Source organism: Insolitispirillum peregrinum (assembly GCF_900156605.1).
GTDB classification, from domain to species: Bacteria; Pseudomonadota; Alphaproteobacteria; order Rhodospirillales; family Rhodospirillaceae; genus Insolitispirillum; species Insolitispirillum peregrinum.
This window is the reverse complement of the sequence record NZ_FTOA01000021.1, coordinates 1-1,761: the sequence shown is the minus strand read 5'-3', so window position 1 is coordinate 1,761 and position 1,761 is coordinate 1. Positions and strand designations below refer to the sequence as shown.

1 protein-coding gene and 1 pseudogene are annotated in these 1,761 nt (G+C 57.6%); both read left to right on the top strand.

Annotation, left to right across the window (positions count from 1 at the left end; translation table 11 throughout):
• Positions 1-195 (top strand): annotated as a pseudogene (locus BW995_RS20925) (hypothetical protein); the annotation flags it as partial.
• 97 nt (positions 196-292) lie between these two features.
• Positions 293-1,761: MCP four helix bundle domain-containing protein (locus tag BW995_RS20140; protein ID WP_245821555.1), on the top strand; the 1,469-nt coding region annotated here is incomplete at its 3' end.

Below are 1,761 nucleotides of genomic sequence, written 5' to 3'. Positions count from 1 at the left end.
GGCGAACAGGCGCTGGTGGGGGTGCTGGCCGACCGGGTGCATCAGGTGACCAGCCTCAGCCAGACGGAAACGGAAACCATCCCGTCGGTCGGTGTTGGCTGGGATGTTTCGCTGATCAAGACCATCGGCAAGGACCGTGGAGCATTCATCATTGTCCTCGATATGGAAAAAACCATTCTGCCGCTGCTGTTGTAAGACAGCGGTCGTTTTCTGAACCGCTTTTCGTGATTGTGCGGCCCGCGAACGGGCCGCCAGCAGGACGTGCCGCCCGCACCTGATGGAGGAAAAAGGCATGCGTTTCACCATAAAAGCCAAACTGGCGCTATCGTTCACGCTGATTTTGGCGCTGTCGGCCATCGGCATGCTGTTTGAACTGAACAGCATGTCCGACATGAACGAACGCATGGACCGGGTGATCAACAGCTCGGCAGCCAAGGCCTTTGCCCTGCAGGAAACCAGAAGTGATCTGCTGAATCTGACCAGCCAGATGCGCGCTGTTCTGATCGCCAACCGGATTGATCAGAAAGAAGATGCCTTCAAGCGATACCAGGCTTCTCTGACAGCCCTACAGAGCAGGATGGACAAGGTTGAAAGCCTGCTGATCACCGAGGAAGGACGCCGCATGATGGCTGACTTTCGAAAGGTCGTGACAGCCCAGCTTGACGTGAACAAGGAAGCCCTCCAGTTTGCCATGGATGACAGCCTGTTGGCCGGGCGAACCATGATGGATGGGCTGGAGGAAAAATTCCTCCCGGACATGCGGGCCACCCTGCAGAGCAGCACCGAGTCCATTGAACGGGAGGGTAATGCCGATGCCATTGTGGCCATCATGACCCTCAACAACCTGTTCAACCAGCAGGCGACCATCAATCGCCGGGTCATTCTTGCCATGACCACCGAACAGATGAATGACCTGAACAAACAGGCGCAGATGCTCGACCGGAAAGTGACCGACCATCTCGCATCAATACCGTGGCAGAAAATTGGCAATGGTGTGGCCATGCGTGCTGCACTGGAACGCTATTTTACAGATTATAACTTAAAAATGGCCGCCTTGCGTGAACGGATCATGACCAACACGACTGGCAAGGCCGATGATCTGCAGTCGGGCAAAGGACTGGAACTGTCCCGGCAAAGTGAAGCTGCACTGGACGACATGGTCAAGCTCAACACGAAGCTGATGCATGATGACGCCCGCCAAGTCGCTGAAAGTTATCAGGACGCCCGCACCCTGACCATCATCCTGCTGGTGACCGTGCTGGTGGTCAGCAGCGCCATTGCCCTGTTCATCGCCCTGTCGATCAGCCGTGGTCTGGCCAAGGCATCGTCGCTGGCCAATGCGGTGGCACTGGGGGATCTGGAGCAGTCGGTCACCGTTTCCACCAACGATGAAATCGCCGATCTGGTGGCCGCCATGACCACCATGACCACCAACCTGAAAGATGTGGCAGGCAAGGCGAACGAGATTTCCAACGGCAACCTGACCATCAACGTACAGCGCCTGTCTGATCGGGATCAGTTGGGGATTGCGCTGGAAACGATGATCGAACGCCTGCGGACGGTGGTCGCCGAAGCGTTGAATGCCGCCCAGCAGGTTGCCGCAGGCAGCCAGCAACTGTCGGCCACCGCGGAACAGATGGCGCAGGGCTCGACCGAGCAGGCGGCGGCGGCAGAAGAAGCCTCGTCGTCGATGGAAGAAATGGTCTCGACCATCCGCCAGAGTGCCGATAACGCCTCGGAAACCGAACGGATCGCCGGCAA